The sequence below is a fragment of the Chitinimonas sp. BJB300 genome (genome assembly GCF_002735695.1).
GTDB lineage: Bacteria > Pseudomonadota > Gammaproteobacteria > Burkholderiales > Chitinimonadaceae > Chitinimonas.
The window spans coordinates 1-15,298 of sequence record NZ_PDZH01000099.1 but is presented as its reverse complement, the minus strand read 5'-3'; the positions used below and the strand labels follow the sequence as shown (position 1 = coordinate 15,298).

Sequence of the window (15,298 nt, the reverse complement as noted above, 5' to 3'; positions counted from 1 at the left end):
AAGCCATATTTTGTGGCAAACCGTAGATACCACTGCCAATAATGGAACCGACAACGAGCGCAATAAGAAGACTAAGGCCAAGCGTGTTTGGCTTTGGTGTTACGGAAGCGGGAGCTGTATTCATGCTGTGTTCCCCAAGAAAAGATCCGCAATACTGAAGCAAATTTCTGATGGTATACGAGTTGTACTAAGTTGATTTGGTTAGGGCTTCAAAGCCTGAAATAACATCAAACAATTCTTCATCTATTGATCGCTGACGCAAGCGATGAAACTCCTTGCTGAGGGATTCTTGTAGTTCGGTAATGTTTTTTTCTGCGCGCTGCATGGCTGCCAGGCGGCTTGCATTTTCGCTGGCGAGTGACTCGGCACAGGCTCGAAAAAGCGAGACAAACAAATATTCACGAACAAACGCGAGCAAGGTTTTTCTTTGGTGCTTCAAGACTTCAGGCAGGTTATTTGTTGGCCAAGACGTAGCGATTAGATTTTGCCGCCACAGGTTATCCAGGGGCAGCAGACGTTGGCAAACGGGCTCATAGATTGAGCCCGATTTAGGCCGGTTGTTAAACAAAAATACTTGCGTAATTTTGCCTTTTTCGCGTTGGGTTTCCATTTCAATCAAGAGCTGCCTTACCAATGGTGTAATCGCTTTGATTGAAATGGGTAAGGTAAAGCCCGAAATGGGATTCAACTCAGTTTCTGTGAGGCGTGACTGAATACGCTCACCCACCACCCAGACCATCTTTTCCCCGGGAAGATTGGTTAGTTTATTGAAGACAAATTCAGCCAGTAGTTCGTTAAACTGGCCGACTAAACCTTGGTCCGAACCAAAAATAAGCGCACCAACAGCACCTGGCTTCTCGCGTATGTCGGCTTTGGTGGAGACCGACACGTTTTGTCGGAAGCACGCTGCCAATCCTAGCTGAACGGTTCGATGGTACTCATCAAGGGAGCGTACGGCGTTTTCATATTGCCCAATACTGGATGCCGCCATCGCTTTCATGGTGCGAACCACGGACTCGAGATCGCCAGCACTGGTGATTTTGTGACGAAGGCTGGCTGCAGTGTCGCTCACAATGCATTGACCGGCGAAGTATTGGGCTGAAAACGTGTTAGCGAGGCTTGCGCGATTTGGATAATCAAGGCGCGATCGGCATCATGCAATTTTTCAGTTCCCATCAGGCGAGCGCTGATTTCGCCTGGCATGGCAGCAGCGCCTTCGCGAACAGCCTGTTCGGCCTCCCCCATCTTCTCAAGGGGGATCTCATCGAAACAGCCGCTAGTGAGTGCCAGTAAAACAGCAATTTGTACCGACATGGATAGAGGATCCAATTCTTGTTGCTTTAGACAGGCGCGAATTCTCCGTCCGTGTTCAATCAACTTACGCGTCGTATCATCAAGGCGGGCGCCAAAACGTGAAAAGGTCTCGAGTTCTTCAAACTGGGCGTAGGCCAACTTTAGGTCTCCCGCCACTAGCCTGTAGGCTGCGCGTTGGGCTTTGCCACCAACACGAGAGACTGATTTTCCTACATCCACTGCGGGAAGCACGCCCAGCTCAAAGAGCGTAGGTGAAAGGTAGATTTGACCATCAGTGATAGAAATCAAGTTGGTCGGAATATAGGCCGAAATATCCTGTGCTTCGGTTTCGATAATGGGCAACGCCGTTAAGGAGCCGCCACCAAGTTCCGGTCGTAAATGGGTTGCACGCTCTAGAAGACGCGAGTGGATGTAAAAAATGTCACCAGGAAAAGCTTCGCGACCCGGTGGCCGACGCAGCAGTAATGAGAGTTCGCGATAGGCTCTTGCATGATGGGTAAGGTCGTCGTAGACCACGAGTACATCGCGCCCCTGTGCCATGAAGTGCTCGGCAATACTTGTGGCCGCGTAGGGTGCGATGTAAGCGAGCCCCGGTGGGTCATTACCTTCGGTGACCACCACTACCGTATAGGTTAAGGCATCTTGTTCGCGTAGGGCGGCAATTACTTTCGCAACACCTGAAGCGCGTTGGCCAATCGCGCAGTAGATGCACAATACATTCTTGTCACGTTGATTGAGGATGGTGTCGATGGCAATAGCAGTCTTGCCGGTTTGCCGGTCGCCCAGAATGAGTTCTCGTTGGCCGCGTCCAACTGGAATGAGTGCATCAATTACCTTGATGCCGGTTTGTAAGGGAACGGTAACCGGGGCGCGGTCCATGATGTGCGCAGCAGGGCGCTCAACCGGCAGGTGCGAGTTGGCAAGCAACGGACCATTACCATCGAGAGGGCGGCCAGTTGGGTCAATGATTCGCCCAATTAACTCATCACCAACGGGTACGCTTACCACATGTCCGCAACGTTCAACCTGGTCACCTGCATGTAGTTTCCAGTAACTGCCCAGCAGAACGACACCAATTTCATCGGCATCCACATTCAAGGCAATCCCGTAAATATCGCCAGGGAATCGTAATACTTCCTCAAAGCCTACGCATGGGAGGCCCGACACCGTAGCAATACCGGCGGCGATGCTGGTGATTCGCCCGACCTCCTTTGGATTCAAGCTTGGCTTAAACCCCACTTGTGCTTTGCTGATACCAGCGAACGCAGACTCGAGCATCGACTGAAGGCCTTCCATGCTCATGTGCCTTGCTCTACTTTCTCGTTGGTCTCTGCCGACTTTTTCACTGTCTTGGTGGCGGACGTTACGCTGAGTAGGTCTTCCAGGCCTTTTTGCAGCGATGCCAGATATTCGTCGATATTCCATGCTACTTTTTGCCCACCGCAACTGAGCTCAATGCCACTGACCAAATCAGGTGTCATCTCATAGTGAGTTTTCGTTTCAGCCCCAAGCAATGTTTGGATTACTGCTTCAAGCGTAGCGCGTTGTGCAGGGGGAAGATCAAAGACGCTGCGCACCAGCAGCGGCTCTCGCGAATGTTGAAGTGCCAAAACCAAACCGTCTTTTTCATCTCGACCTAGATGATTCAGACGATCGATGAAGCGATCGACTATGCGTGTTTCAAGATCGCCTCCAGCAAGGTCGTTTAATGCCTTACGCGCAATAGCAAATACTTCCTGTTGTGTACGGCGACCAATTTCACGCTGCAACACCATGAGTTCGCGCTGCATACTTTCGTGGCGTTGTTCACTCAAGGTGGCGGCGGCTTGGCGTGCTTCACTGAGAAGGCGCAGGCGTTCTGTGTTTGCCGTTTCAGTGGCTTGTTGCATGAGGGCGTCGCGCTCTTTTTTGAACGCTATATGCTTGTTTTGGTAATCATCGCGTGCTCTGCTGGCATCTGCCTTTTGCGCATCCGCATCGGCAAGCTCTTTGGCAATTCGTAGCTCACGCGTATCAATGGCATCAAGAATGGGCTGGTAGAGGAAGCGCTTTAATAGCCATACCAAAATGAGAAAATTGAGTACCTGTGCACCGACAGTGAACCAATCAATCAGCATGATTTATTTTCCGGCCACCTGTGCAATGGCGTGATTCCAAAATGGGTTGGCGAAAAGCAAAATCATTGACACCACAAAGCAGTAAATAGCGACGGATTCAACCATGGCCAAACCGACAAATAACGTACGGGTGATGGTTGCAGAGGCATCCGGTTGCTGCGCTAATGACGTTAATGCGGTGGCGACAGCTCGCCCTTCGCCGAGGGCCGGACCAATACTGCCAATGGCAATGGTCAGGCCTGCAGTGATGATGGAAACCACCGCAATAATGGTCATGCTATCCATGCTTACTCCTTTGAAACTTTGAGATTTTCGTTCGGTTCTGAGTTGTTGACGGCGTTGCTAGGTTGTGTCGCTGCAGCGATGTAAACGGCGGCAAGAATACTGAAAATGTAGGCTTGAACCATGCCGGTTAGCAGCCCCAGGGCACTGAGGACAATGGGGAAGAGGTAGGGCGTTATCGTGAGCAGAATGGCGAGAATCATGCTCCCGCTCATCATGTTGCCAAATAGACGTGCAGCCAACGCCAGCGTGCGTGACAGTTCGCTCACGACGTTAAAAGGCAGCATGATAAACGTTGGCTTTAGGTATTCACGGAGGTATTTCTTCAACCCGCAATCCGAGATACCAAATAGTGGAACGGCCACGAATACACAAATTGCCAGCGCTGTCGTAGTGGACAATGAACCGGTCGGCGGTTCGTAGCCGGGAAAGATTGTGAAAAGGTTGGCAGTGGCGACAAACAAAAACAATGTGCCGATAAACCCTAGGTATTTTCGTGGTTGAACAAGCCCAACTTCCCTGATTTGCTGGGTAATACCCGTCACAATGATTTCCAGTAGATTCTGCCAACGGCTGCGCGTTAGGTCTTTTGACAGTCCGCGAGTGACAAGTTTGGAACACAGTCCCAGAACCAGCATTAGCCCCCAGGTGAAGACGATGGTGGCGTTGATTTTGACAAAACCATACTGCCAGAAAATGATGTTATCTGGACTAAGGTGCACGTTGATGCTCCGATCACATCGAAATAGTGGGTGCGCTTGACTGGGTAAGTCGTGTCACAGTCAGTCGCGCCAGACTGAAGCCCAATATGGCTGCCAGCCAACGTTGCCAGTTGCTGCCACAGGCCAAATAAAACCCGACCAGTACGGTCCCCATTCGTACAACCAGGCTAGTGATAAACCAGAGTGCTACCCAGCGGGAGGAGACGGCTCTGCGGACTGTCCACCAAAGGCCGCCAAAGAATAGCGTACCTAGCACAATGCCCACTAGTAGTACGGTTACTAGACTCAGCAGTTCACTCACCCTTGTTTTCTTCCTGTTCGTTAATTTCGCGGCTTTCCTTGGTGACCCAATGCCACGCATTGAAGCAGCCCAGCCCTAAACCCACGGTAAGCAGCGCGAGAGTCCAGGAGTGATGACTTGGGTTGTTTTCATCCAGCCACATGCCCAGCGCAGCACCCAGCAAGGTGGGTATTGATACCGACCAGCCAATGAGCCCCATCATCCCAAGGCCAGACCAGACTGTTTGTGTTACCTGTTGCTGTGCTTTCAGTTTACGAGCAGCCTTGCTACCAATCTGCTCACTGAAGTCTGACTTGCCTTCGGTGCGGTGTTTATCCTGTTTACTCACGATGTAGTGCCGTGAAGCGACGAGTAAAATCGACCTCCATTTTTGCCAGTGCCGAGCGTACGGTTTTCTCCTGTTCATTCAAGGTAAGAAACTGTTGATCAACTGTTGCACGTAATGCGCCAAGGTTGGTTCCACCAATGGCATTGCGGACTGAGACCAATACTTCGGTACCCGTTTTGACTAACACGCCTTCGTCAACGGCAATGCACACTTCACCTTCCGCTTCGGTTTCGTAAACAAAAATACCAGCAACCAGCGAGGCGGCACAATCTAAACGATGCGGAAGTAGGCCAAAGGCACCATCACGTGATTCGGCAACAATCCGCAGCACATTCTGCTTCTCGGTAAATATCATAAAGGGGAGAAGAATCTTAAGATGCATGCTGGTGGATGGCATGACTTTTCTCCATTGGTATGTCGGTTTCCGATTTTGGCTTGGTTAGCGCCTCATCAATGGTACCAATCATATAGAGCGCGCTTTCTGGTATATCTTTGAACTCGTCACGCAGTATCCGCTCACATCCATCCAGGGCATCTTTAAGGTTGACCTGTTTCCCTTTTAGACCGCTGAATTGCTCGGTTGTGCAAAAGGGTTGGGTAAGGAAACGTTCCAGTCGCCGCGCTCGCGCTACCACCTTACGATCTTCTGTTGATAATTGCTCAAGGCCCAGCATGGCAATGATGTCTTTCAGGTCAGCATATTGTGCCAGTGTGCGACGGATCTCCTGAGCAAGGGTGTAGTGTCGGTTGCCAACAACGCCAGGCGTTGCCATTTTCGAATTCGACTGTAGTGGGTCAATGGCTGGGTAAAGTCCCTCGCTGGCTCGTTTGCGCGATAACACGATAGAGGCGGAAAGATGCGAGAAAGTATGAACAGCTGCGGGGTCTGTGAAATCATCGGCAGGAACATAAACGGCCTGAATTGAGGTGATGGCGCCCGTATCGGTGTTAGCAATTCGCTCTTCTAGTTGTGAAAGTTCTGTGCCCATCGTTGGTTGATAACCCAGCCGAGAGGGCATTTGCCCCATCAGTCCGGAAACCTCCATGCCTGCCTGGATGAACCGAAAAATGTTATCGACTAGCAGTAATACATCACGATGTTCATCGTCACGAAAATACTCAGCCATTGTCAAGGCGGCATGGCCTACCCGAAAACGTGCACCGGGTGGTTCGTTCATCTGGCCAAAGACCATCACCATGTTTTCCAGAACGCCGGCAGCTTTCATGTCGCGGTAGAGTTCTTCGCCTTCACGGCTGCGTTCGCCAATACCGCAAAAGATACTGACCCCGTCGTGCTGGCCAACCATGTTGTGAATCATTTCGGTCAGCAGAACCGTTTTGCCGACCCCAGCACCACCAAATAATCCGGCCTTGCCACCACGTTCGAGTGGCATCAAGACATCAATGATTTTGATGCCGGTCGTAAATACCTCCGATTTAGTGGTGCGGTGAATGAGCGACGGCGGAGATCGATGAACGCTACGCCATTTGATGTCGGGTGCGGGCAACCGGTCGATTGTATTGCCAAAGACATCGAACATACGGGACAGAATGGCTTTACCAACAGGGGCCAGCAAGGGGTTGCCACTATCTTCAACCAACATGCCTCGAGCCAAGCCTTGCGTGGGCGTCAGTGCAATTCCGCGTACATGGTGCGCGTCAAGTTGCGCCATGACTTCAACGACAATCGAACCAGCGTCTCCCATGCGTAACAGGGAATGAATGGGGGGTAGGTGCGCTTCAAAATGTATGTCAACCACACTACCTCGGACCGATACGATGACACCGGTATTTAACAATTTTTTATCGTTGGGCATTCTCTGTTCCAATATCTCGATTTTCGGGCTAGGGCCTGTTGACGTTTAGACTTCGGCTTATTGAAGACAACAGCAAACCTGCAGCATTAAGAGAGTGTTTTAAAAGTTTCGAACCGTCCCCATGTGGGGATTTTGAGCTCTGTTGCAAAACGCGAGAGCAACGTAGCAGGCCTTTCGCTCGAAGATCTGAACCGGTTCACGGCAATGCCAGAAGGCAAAGCGTGGTTGGAAGCAATGACTAGGAAGACGCTGCTTTCGCGAAACTCCTAAATTCTGCGACAAACTCCCAGTCCAAGCAGGATGGGCCTATTGCGTGTCGCAAAAGTATGGTGCAAAAATCTGTTTTTTTGATACATATTTGCGACAGATTGGGCGGGCATTTTCCCATGCAAATTGGCTACGCTCGCGTCTCAACAGAAGATCAACATCTAGATAACCAACGAGCCGTATTACTAGCAGCAGGTTGCCAGCGTATCTATAAAGAGAAGATTTCCGGCGCAAAGCGTGATCGACCGGAGCTAACCAGGTTGCTTGAGCATTTGCGCGCGGGTGACGTAGTGGTGGCGACCCGACTGGATCGTCTGGCTCGATCGACACGAGACCTGCTGGAACTGGCGGAAATTCTCCAACGAGCGAATGTTGGACTACGTTCAGTGGCGGAACCTTGGGCGGATACGACATCCCCCTCGGGAAAGATGGTGTTGACCGTTTTTGGCGGGATCGCCGAATTTGAACGTGCTCTGATCGTGGAACGTACTAGAGGGTGTCGTCACAAGATGCCGATCCAGATCGCCATGCAGCGAATCTGGGCGGCCGCCAGAAAAGAATCATATTCTTGGCGTAACAGGTTGCGATGCCCCGGCAGATGGGGCTCGAGCAAGAGCCAGTGTGAATCGGAAATGTCATGGCGACGATGCGCCGGCGAAGTAATAGATTCAAGCGTCATTGCTGAATTTTAAGGCCAGGGAAATCTTGTGACGACACCCTCTAGGGATAGTGGTCTTTTCCCAATCAATACCGTATTCCCGCCCCGTCGCCATCGTTTGCCATTATTTGTACCCAGATAGCCCCACGCTGGTTCCTTATTGGGGCATTTCTCTCATCCGCATTGACGTGAACGTAAACCAAGCGCTACAAACGGGCATGCGCAGCGTCTACGTCTGCCTTTACAACAAAATAATGGAGCGAGACATGACCCCAACCGTAAAGCTACTGATTAATGGCGAGTTTGCAGAATCCCGCAGCCAACATTGGCAAAATGTCTGCAACCCGGCAACGCAGGAAGTATTGGCTCAAGTACCAATGTGTGATGCAGACGAAGTTGCCGACGCAGTCGCCGCCGCCAAGGCTGCCTTTCCAGCATGGCGCGCCACACCGATTGCTGAACGCGCCCGGGTTTTCATGCGCTTGCAGGCGCTGATCCGTGAACAGATAGATTTACTGGCCAACACACTCACGCGGGAGCAGGGCAAGACGCTGCTCGATGCAAAAGGTGATGTATTTCGCGGATTGGAAGTCGTAGAGCATGCCTGTTCGGTCGGTAGCTTGCAGTTAGGGGAGTTTGCCGAAAACGTGGCAGGCGGCGTCGATACCTATACCATCCGCCAGCCAATTGGCGTTTGTGCGGGCATTACCCCCTTCAACTTCCCCGCCATGATTCCCCTTTGGATGTTCCCCATGGCATGCGTTACCGGTAATACTTTCGTTCTGAAACCCAGCGAACAAGACCCATTAACTCCCATGATCCTGGCGGAACTGGCCCAACAGGCAGGTTTGCCACGTGGTGTACTGAACGTCGTACATGGTGGTGTCGAAGCCGTCAATGCGCTGTGCGACCATCCCGATATCAAAGCCATTTCCTTCGTGGGCTCGGTGGCCGTCGGCACCCACGTGTACCGCCGTGCCAGCGAGCATGGAAAACGAGTACAAGCCATGCTTGGGGCCAAGAACCATGCCGTTTTCTTGCCCGATGCCAATAAAGAACAAGCTCTGAATGCCCTGGTCGGTGCTGCGTTTGGTGCAGCTGGCCAACGTTGTATGGCTGCTTCAGTAGCAGTACTGGTCGGCAAGGCTCGTGATTGGATTCCTGAGATTGTCTCCCGTGCGCAAACACTCAAGGTGGATGCAGGCCACAAGCCAGGTGCTGATCTAGGTCCCCTCATCAACAGACAAGCGCTCGAACGAGTGGAAAAACTGGTCGGCCAAGGTATTGAGCAAGGGGCAAAGCTGGAACTCGACGGCCGCCGCCCCACTGTACCGGGTTATGAACGGGGCAACTTCATCGGGCCTACTATTTTCTCGGGGGTAACCGACAACATGCAAATTTATCAGCAAGAAGTATTTGGCCCAGTACTGTGTATCGTGGAAGTGGATACACTGGAAGAGGCAATTGCTTTCGTCAATGCCAACCCCTACGGCAATGGCACAGCACTGTTCACGCAAAGTGGCGCAGCTGCCCGACGCTTTCAGCACGATATCGATGTAGGACAAGTCGGTATCAATGTCCCCATTCCTGTGCCAGTCCCTTACTTTAGCTTCACCGGTTCGCGTGGCTCCAAGCTGGGCGACCTAGGCCCTTATGGCAAGGAAGTCGTCCGCTTTTATACCCAGACTAAAACCGTTACTGCGCGCTGGTTCGATGACCAAGTCACCACAACGGCAGTTAATACCACCATCACCTTGCGTTGATTTGATGTAGCGGCTGTTCAAAGGAGGTCGGCATCTATGCCGACCCAGACAAATATATGGAGACATGCATGCCCGATATCACCTTTATTGGCCTTGGTCACATGGGTGCCCCTATGGCCGCCAATCTACTCAAGGCCGATTTCCCCCTGAAAGTGTTTGATCTAGCTCCCGCCGCCATGCAAACCGCCGTGCAACTGGGTGCCATGCCTACCCCCAATGCGCTTCATGCTGTCATGAACGCCGATATCGTCATCAGCATGTTACCAGCCAGCCAACATGTCGAAGGGCTTTACCTGGGTGAGGGACGACTCATCCACGCCATTTCGCCAGGCGCAATCGTATTGGAATGTTCGACTATCTCCCCAGAGGTAGCACGTAAGGTACATGCAGCAGCCAAAGCACGTGGCATTCATATGCTGGATGCTCCCGTCTCAGGCGGCACTGCCGGTGCAGCAGCCGGTACGCTGACCTTCATTGTCGGGGGAGAAGCCAGTGACCTGGCAACTGCGCGGCCAATACTCGAAAAAATGGGGAAGAATGTATTTCATGCTGGGGGCCCAGGTGCCGGCCAGGTCGCAAAAATTGCCAACAACATGCTGCTCGCAATTCACATGATAGGCACTGCCGAAGCACTCAACCTGGGCGTAGCCAATGGGCTCGACCCTAAAGTTCTCAGCGACATCATGCGGGTTAGTTCTGGTGGCAATTGGAGCCTAGAAAAGTACAACCCCTGGCCAGGAGTAATGAACGATGTACCCGCCAGCCGCGACTATCAAGGCGGGTTCGGCGTCGACTTGATGCTGAAAGACCTGGGCTTAGCCATGGAAGCCGCCCTCGCAACACGCACCAGCACACCGCTAGGCGCTGCTGCCCGGAGTCTATACGCCTTGCATAGCAACCAAGGTAAGGGAACGTTCGATTTTTCCAGCATTCAACAGTTATTTAAGCGTCCAAACCAAGACTGGGTTTAGCTGGCAATAGGCAACTTTCTATCACCGGTGAGGCTGCCAGTTATTCGACGGCCTCACAGTTTAACCCTTGTAATGACCAAATCTCACCGAGTAAACATTAATCTGCCAGGGCGGGTGGCAAGGCCGTCTACCGTCAGGTTCAATCGCGCTACCGATACATGGCGTTTGGAAGGTGTTGCATAATCAAGTGGGGCCCTCTTATTTGCACAGAGTATCCGATCTCGTAAATTTCGGTACTGCGCTTTTGCTGGCTCCACTATATCTTTTTCTTTAACGAAAATACTCTTATCACAAGGTGCCCAGTCAACCTTCTGTGTTTTGAAATGCACTGCCGGAGGAGTACTATTCATTTCACCACCACAGCCCGCAAGAAGAGTACAAGAAAAAACCGTAGCAAAGGGAATCGGAATCCAACGCTTGGGCATATATATTATCCACTCTGAAGAATTTTCTAAAGATGTTTAAGTTTTCAGGATAAATAAAATTTACATTCAACTGCTTGATACATTCACGCCAGCACTAAATAGTTACTGAGAGAACTGAGATTGAAATACTTCATATAAATTTAGTGCTTAACCATTTTCTAATTTTAAAGCTTAAAGAAGCCCGCTTGGCAGGCATGTCATTAAGCAACGCTGACTTCATGCCTAATATTCTGCCATCAATAAAAGCAGTAAGAAATCTATTATTTTTCAATCAATAGTTGAATAAAACTAGATACCGAAGTAAAAATCAGGCATTAATTAAGATTGCCTGCTTTCAAAAATGGCGGCGCGACATTCAAATCCGCCACTAAGGCCTGGGGAGTACATCCTGTTACTTAGAACCCGTCAAAGTCTTGCGAGCTAAGGCAAGATAAGGCAGAAATAGCCGAGAAAGCGGCATCTACAAGTTGTAAATGCGCATGCCGAGGGCGTTTTCAACGCCATATTGCCGACGCACAGCAGACTTTAGAGCAGCTCGAAAAACCCTATTTTTACAAATCCATGCTCAATGATATCAATAACTTGTGTACCAACCATCATCAAAAAGCATAGGTTTTCGAGGTACCCTTTAGACAGGTTCTAAGACATTCGGGTATGTGAGTCTTGCCGGGTACAACGTGTAATATCGTTATTCTTATCTAAATCTATCAATTCGACACTGAAGCTGAGTGATGAAGTATCTGTTTTCTCATATTGATCAGGTAACACGGTATTCAATCCAAATGCCGCCATATCTTTCGCAGAAAGAAACCAAAAATCTCTCACTTTGGGTTCCATTCTCTGCCCTACTACAGTAATACACGCATTAACCCCCATTTTATTAAAAAGTACTTGCTCTTTTTCTGCATCAGCTTTTGATTTTTCCAGCATAGCATTTGCGACACGCTTCATATTCCATTCAGCGCTCTGTTGGCAATTTATTGTATCTGAAGCGTCATGTATTCCACCTGAGGCGCATACATTATAATAATAGTCTTTTGCTTTTGCTACGGCGCTATCCAGCAATTTCGCATAATAACCGCCAGACATGGCTGAACCATGCCAAGCCACTACAGCACCTTTAGCGATTTCACGCCTTCTACCTGCCGGAAAAACATAATTTGCACACGAAGAGAAACATCCTTTCCCAATGACTTTGACATTCAATTTCTTTTCTAAAACCCATTCTGCCAGTGTCATACCATCAGCAATATCACCACCACTTGAATCAATATATAACCAAGTCGCCTTTTTAGGCCTATTCTCATAGGCTTGTTTTAATTGAACTATGCCTCTAGGTGTAATTTGGTTGCGAACATAGCGATGCTCTCCAATAGCTTCTATTATAGTGGGCATGAAGGAATAAGTAATGACCTCATCCTGCCCATCCTCACTACACGCAGTGAGAATGCCAATTAGAAATATCGATAAGAAAATCCGGGGCAATAACATAATGCAACCTCAATAAATATCAACGTATTTTATTGCCACTCGATTTTACATGGCCGCCAGAAGAAATTTAAATTATAAGCCGATGAATATTATCTAAACTAAAAATTGATTCTTAAACATCAAGATAATATCTCCTCAAGAGTAGGAGATATTATCTTGAGTACATGCTACGCGATAAACTAAGGATGAATGCCTCGAAAAACCCCAATCCGTAGACGACGTTTCATTATGCCTAGGTTCGTGTCTTAAGGGCATCCACCAATACTGAATCAGAACTTGTACTGCATACCGGCAGAATATGTATTGATATGTTGGGTATTGCGATTTACCGTATTGACCTGGTTATATCCAGTATTCATGCGATCGTAGTCAACACGGACCGCCAAGTTCTTATCCAAGGCATAAGTGGCACCCAAACCGTAGGCCATACCATCATTGTTATTGTTATTGTGACCTGCCCAGCTCAATTTACCGAATACTTCTACATTGTTACCAACAGGCAAGATACCCAGAGCACTAACCCGCATATTCTTATCCGACATGCTTGTCTTGCGATCTTTCAAACCGGTATAGGCACCTTCCAGCGCAATATTTTCCATAACGCGATAACCCACCCCCGCGGTCAAACCGTTGCTGAGGTTTTTGGCGCCTGCAGTTTCACGGGCATGCGTGACTTGGCCGAATGCATACGTCCCTGTGGCAGCGTCAGCCATGGCCGGTGCAGCACTTAGGCCGGCAATCAATGTGAACAACGCGATAGACTGTTTGGTCATGGTCATAATGAATTCCCTAATGTAACGAAGAGAACCGGTTTCGATCCGGCATGTCGCAGTAGATACGTAATCCGGGTCTATGCGACGGTTCATATCCTGCCATTCGGCCAAATCAAGATAAATAATCTGATATACAACTAATAGTTCTATAAAATTAAACAATAGCTTAGGAGGCAGGATGGATCGATTTCGAGCCATGCAGACGTTTGCTCGCGTTGCAGAAACTGGTAGCTTTGTAAAAGCGGCAGACTCACTGGGGATATCCAAAGCCTCCGTCTCATTGATCGTGTCAGAGTTGGAACGTGAGCTGGGCGCTCGGCTGATGCAAAGAACAACGCGCAAGCTTTCGCTGACAGAAGCGGGGCAAACCTATCTGGCACGCTGCCAGGACATTCTGGAGGCAGTAGCCGATGCCGAAAACCTCATCACTGAGAAACAAGATCAGGCACGCGGCGTACTGCGCGCCTATGCACCATTGGGTTTTGCTCAACACCATCTGACCCCAGTGCTACCTGCATACCGGGCGGCATTTCCTGAAGTAACAGTGGAGCTGGTGCTAGGTACGCGGTCGATTGATCTTGTTGAAGAAGGATTCGATCTTGCCTTGTTATTCGGCCATGAAAAAATGGCCAGCAGTCTTGTGGCACGAAAACTGGCTTTCTCGGAAATGATTTTATGTGCAGCGCCAAAATATCTGGCGAAGAGCGGCATGCCAGAGCAACCTGCCGATTTGGCGCGGCATGCTATCTTGCAAAGCAATAGCAACAAGAACCTGGATCGCTTATTTCGCGGTAACAACGAAGCCATCGCAGTACCCTGGCCAACGCCAGCGCTTAGTTGTAATGCTCTGGAAGTGTTACGATCGTGTGCATTGAATGGCATGGGGATAGCATTACTACCCTCCTATGTTGCCAGCGAGTCCCTACGCGAAGGCAGTCTGGTAAGAGTGCTGCCCGAATGGCGAGCCGGCCAGTTTGATCTCTATATGGTCTATCCAAGCCGTCGTTTTTTATCTGTCAAGGTACGGGCAGCAGCAGACTTTATCATTGAGCGTTTCCAAACCTTCGCTGCCGATCCAACCCGAGATCCATGGCTGAATTATCAACCGCTAGATGGCATGGCTTGAACTTCCGCTACATATCAAAAACCGCCATTAATGCTTAGATATACTCGCGCTTTTTTATTATCACCGTAGCCTATCGCTAAATACGCCGGCCCAATGCGTGTGTCACTGCCAATAAATACAGCTATGGAATGATGAACTTTATTTTCCGCAGGCTTCTCGAAAGATGAATGCACATCCCAAATTTTTGCACTTTCCAATGACACCCCGCCAAAAGCAGCTTTTCCCCAAACTGGTGAAAGCCTCATAATATCTCGCGATAAGCGAATTTGCGTGCGCAAAATTTTTTGGCCACGGAACTCATCTTTAGCATAGCTCGACAGATTGAATAAACCTCCAACTGAGGGCTTCAGATCAAACAAATCAAATTTTTCATTATTACTAATTGTGCTGCCATTGAGATTTACCAATAATGACCATTTACCCTTTGTAAAAGCTTGCTTTAAATCTAAAGAAGCTGAATGAAACTCTTCTTTAGCTCCCATAACACGCATGGACCGATACAACTCCAAACGCGCAAAGGTACCCATCCGGGAATAGCGGGCACTATCCAATTGGTCATATCCTAGGGCAAATCGCACACCACCATGGTCATCTGTGCCTTTTAGAGAAGACCGATCGGAAGCTAATTCGTTGGCAATCTCTTCTACGGCACTGACAACACTTAAATTGGATTTTGAGCGTTCTAAACCCACTCTTACTTCACCCCAGCGCCCCCATGCCGATCCAATATCCAAGTGGATAGTTCGACGAGTTCTCCGAGCACTGAGTACCTTCACTTCCTGTTGATATAAATTGATGTGGCCGCTATCCACACTACCGCCCAATGCAACAAACAACTCACCATTCAACGTTAACGGCTGGTAAAGCTCTGTAAATATCCCTCTTTCATCTCCAATCTGGACGCGCGTCTTCCACTCCGCGCCCATTTTATTCAGCCACTTCC

At 49.6% G+C, this 15,298-nt stretch carries 16 protein-coding genes and 2 pseudogenes; 4 read left to right on the top strand and 14 right to left on the bottom strand.

The genetic code is table 11. From position 1 onward, the window contains the following. Positions 1-187: 187 nt before the first annotated feature. Genes CSQ89_RS15645 through atpD form a run of 9 tightly spaced genes read right to left on the bottom strand, consistent with a single transcriptional unit; the run spans position 188 to position 6,881 of the window. A complete protein-coding gene (locus tag CSQ89_RS15645; RefSeq protein ID WP_099407055.1) occupies positions 188-1,072 on the bottom strand; it encodes a F0F1 ATP synthase subunit gamma in 885 nt (294 codons plus the stop codon). After that, positions 1,069-2,616, bottom strand: coding sequence for an alternate F1F0 ATPase, F1 subunit alpha (locus CSQ89_RS15640; protein ID WP_099407054.1), 1,548 nt, complete (start codon positions 2,614-2,616; stop codon positions 1,069-1,071). The genes CSQ89_RS15645 and CSQ89_RS15640 overlap by 4 nt, the downstream gene beginning before the upstream one ends. Next, positions 2,613-3,431: a F0F1 ATP synthase subunit B family protein gene (locus tag CSQ89_RS15635; protein ID WP_099407053.1), complete on the bottom strand. Its 819-nt coding sequence runs from the start codon at positions 3,429-3,431 to the stop codon at positions 2,613-2,615. Before CSQ89_RS15635 ends, CSQ89_RS15640 begins: the two co-directional genes overlap by 4 nt. 3 nt (positions 3,432-3,434) lie before the next feature. Beyond that, positions 3,435-3,716 (bottom strand): F0F1 ATP synthase subunit C, encoded by a 282-nt coding sequence (locus tag CSQ89_RS15630; RefSeq protein ID WP_099407052.1) that lies wholly within the window; start codon positions 3,714-3,716, stop codon positions 3,435-3,437. Positions 3,717-3,718: 2 nt separating this feature from the next. Beyond that, positions 3,719-4,435 carry a F0F1 ATP synthase subunit A gene (locus CSQ89_RS15625; RefSeq protein WP_099407051.1) on the bottom strand — a complete coding sequence of 239 codons (717 nt, stop codon included), beginning with the start codon at positions 4,433-4,435 and terminating at the stop codon, positions 3,719-3,721. 13 nt (positions 4,436-4,448) lie between these two features. After that, complete coding sequence (locus CSQ89_RS15620; protein ID WP_099407050.1) at positions 4,449-4,736, bottom strand: ATP synthase subunit I; 288 nt, start codon at positions 4,734-4,736, stop codon at positions 4,449-4,451. Further along, the gene (locus tag CSQ89_RS15615) at positions 4,729-5,064 is read right to left on the bottom strand and encodes an AtpZ/AtpI family protein (RefSeq protein WP_233203204.1); all 336 of its coding nucleotides are present in this window, start codon (positions 5,062-5,064) and stop codon (positions 4,729-4,731) included. The genes CSQ89_RS15620 and CSQ89_RS15615 overlap by 8 nt, the downstream gene beginning before the upstream one ends. Next, positions 5,057-5,461 (bottom strand): F0F1 ATP synthase subunit epsilon, encoded by a 405-nt coding sequence (locus CSQ89_RS15610; protein ID WP_099407048.1) that lies wholly within the window; start codon positions 5,459-5,461, stop codon positions 5,057-5,059. The genes CSQ89_RS15615 and CSQ89_RS15610 overlap by 8 nt, the downstream gene beginning before the upstream one ends. After that, positions 5,436-6,881: a F0F1 ATP synthase subunit beta gene (gene atpD / locus CSQ89_RS15605; protein ID WP_099407047.1), complete on the bottom strand. Its 1,446-nt coding sequence runs from the start codon at positions 6,879-6,881 to the stop codon at positions 5,436-5,438. Before atpD ends, CSQ89_RS15610 begins: the two co-directional genes overlap by 26 nt. 326 nt (positions 6,882-7,207) lie before the next feature. Here atpD and CSQ89_RS15600 point away from each other — a divergent pair. After that, positions 7,208-7,633, top strand: a pseudogene (locus tag CSQ89_RS15600) (recombinase family protein); the annotation flags it as partial. Between the two features lie 17 nt (positions 7,634-7,650). Here the strand turns inward: CSQ89_RS15600 and CSQ89_RS23855 are convergent. Beyond that, positions 7,651-7,742 (bottom strand): annotated as a pseudogene (locus CSQ89_RS23855) (IS5/IS1182 family transposase); the annotation flags it as partial. A 330-nt stretch (positions 7,743-8,072) separates the two neighbouring features. Between CSQ89_RS23855 and CSQ89_RS15595 the strand changes: the two are divergent. Together CSQ89_RS15595 and mmsB are read left to right on the top strand one after the other, a co-directional pair. Continuing rightward, complete coding sequence (locus CSQ89_RS15595; protein WP_308418165.1) at positions 8,073-9,569, top strand: CoA-acylating methylmalonate-semialdehyde dehydrogenase; 1,497 nt, start codon at positions 8,073-8,075, stop codon at positions 9,567-9,569. Positions 9,570-9,637: 68 nt separating this feature from the next. Continuing rightward, positions 9,638-10,540, top strand: a complete 903-nt coding sequence (mmsB, locus tag CSQ89_RS15590; protein ID WP_099407045.1) for a 3-hydroxyisobutyrate dehydrogenase — start codon at positions 9,638-9,640, stop codon at positions 10,538-10,540. An 83-nt stretch (positions 10,541-10,623) separates the two neighbouring features. Here mmsB and CSQ89_RS22130 read toward each other — a convergent pair whose 3' ends face one another. The 3 genes from CSQ89_RS22130 to CSQ89_RS15580 all read right to left on the bottom strand — a co-directional run bounded on the left by CSQ89_RS22130 (position 10,624) and on the right by CSQ89_RS15580 (position 13,427). Continuing rightward, a complete protein-coding gene (locus CSQ89_RS22130) occupies positions 10,624-10,965 on the bottom strand; it encodes a hypothetical protein (RefSeq protein ID WP_139023086.1) in 342 nt (113 codons plus the stop codon). Between the two features lie 639 nt (positions 10,966-11,604). Continuing rightward, the gene (locus tag CSQ89_RS15585) at positions 11,605-12,456 is read right to left on the bottom strand and encodes an ATP-dependent Clp protease proteolytic subunit (protein ID WP_099407044.1); all 852 of its coding nucleotides are present in this window, start codon (positions 12,454-12,456) and stop codon (positions 11,605-11,607) included. 269 nt (positions 12,457-12,725) lie between these two features. After that, the gene (locus CSQ89_RS15580) at positions 12,726-13,427 is read right to left on the bottom strand and encodes a porin (RefSeq protein ID WP_139023087.1); all 702 of its coding nucleotides are present in this window, start codon (positions 13,425-13,427) and stop codon (positions 12,726-12,728) included. Between CSQ89_RS15580 and CSQ89_RS15575 the strand changes: the two genes are divergently transcribed. Further along, positions 13,408-14,355, top strand: a complete 948-nt coding sequence (locus tag CSQ89_RS15575; protein ID WP_099407042.1) for a LysR family transcriptional regulator — start codon at positions 13,408-13,410, stop codon at positions 14,353-14,355. The genes CSQ89_RS15580 and CSQ89_RS15575 overlap by 20 nt on opposite strands. 14 nt (positions 14,356-14,369) lie before the next feature. Here CSQ89_RS15575 and CSQ89_RS22515 read toward each other — a convergent pair. Beyond that, positions 14,370-15,298, bottom strand: a 929-nt coding sequence (locus CSQ89_RS22515; RefSeq protein ID WP_158229012.1) for a hypothetical protein, incomplete at its 5' end; no start/stop codon positions are given.